General features: G+C 42.5%; 1 pseudogene. It reads right to left on the bottom strand.

Annotated elements, in window-relative coordinates:
* Positions 1 to 120 (bottom strand): annotated as a pseudogene (locus CIK04_RS28590) (aspartate kinase); the annotation flags it as partial.
* Positions 121 to 428: the final 308 nt, after the last annotated feature.

The following is a 428-nucleotide window of genomic DNA, read 5'->3' on the forward strand; positions in this document are numbered from 1 at the left end:
AACGACAACTTGATTACCATCATTTTTCGCCTTAATGATGTGTTCAGCCACTGTATGAATTCTTTCAATCGAACCCATAGAGGTTCCGCCGAACTTTTGCACGATAAGGGATTTTTTCACCAGTCTTCACCTTCCCAAGACCAAAGTCTCATTCGGACCACTTCCTATTTGATCTGACAAATATTCCGCAGTAGTTACATAAAAAACCAAGCAGTTTAATTGGTCTGTTTAAATTTCCGCCAATTAAACCACTTGGTTGACACAAAAAATACGCTCATCAAAAAAACTTTGATTGAGCGTTATGATTTATAAATTAAAGACGTTCAGCGATCCACGCGTCGACAGATGCCAGAGCTGAAGGTAGAGCCGAGCTATCTGGTACCACCAGCCTGTGCCATATCAGGACGGCCGCCACCTTTACCACCCAC

The organism is Vibrio sp. 03_296, from assembly GCF_002265885.1.